The sequence below is a fragment of the Vibrio sp. D173a genome (assembly GCF_030248475.1).
Map to the genome: position 1 here is coordinate 1 of NZ_JAHGAH010001149.1, position 622 is coordinate 622.

1 protein-coding gene is annotated in these 622 nt (G+C 47.4%); it reads left to right on the forward strand.

Going from position 1 to position 622, the window contains the following annotated elements:
• Nucleotide 1: 1 nt before the first annotated feature.
• Nucleotides 2–622: DUF445 family protein (locus tag KIV40_RS31930; protein WP_285353345.1), on the forward strand; the 621-nt coding region annotated here is incomplete at its 3' end.

Genomic DNA, 622 nt, shown 5'->3' on the forward strand with positions numbered 1-622 from the left:
TATGAACAAGAGTGTTATCACTAACGCGGTGGCCCTAGCTCTACTCGCAGCCGGATATTTCACGGCTAGCCAGTACTTACTTTACGCAGGCCTATTCGCATTTTCTGGCGCGATCACTAACTGGCTTGCGATACACATGCTGTTTGAGAAGGTACCGGGTCTGTATGGCTCAGGGGTAATCCCTGCTCGCTTTGAGCAGTTTAAGGCGGCAATCAAACAGCTGATGATGGAGCAGTTCTTTACTGAAACGAACATTGATCGCTTCCTAAGCAGCGAGATGGCGGGTGGTCAGTCGTTAAATCTAGAGCCAGTGATTAAGAAGATCGACCTCAACCCAGCTTTTGATTCACTGGTTGAAGTGATTGCCAACTCTCAATTTGGCGGCATGCTTGCAATGCTTGGTGGTACAGAGGCACTTCAGCCACTGAAAGAACCGTTCGTAGAGAAGATGCAAAGCTCTATCGTTGATATCAGCCAGAGCGACTCTGTGAAGAATGCAATTAAAGAGCAGCTTGAATCGCCGGCAATGATGGATGAAATCAAAGAAAACATCGAAGCCATCATTGATCAGCGCCTTAAGGAGTTGACGCCTAAGGTAGTAAAAGAGATGGTGCAGAAGATG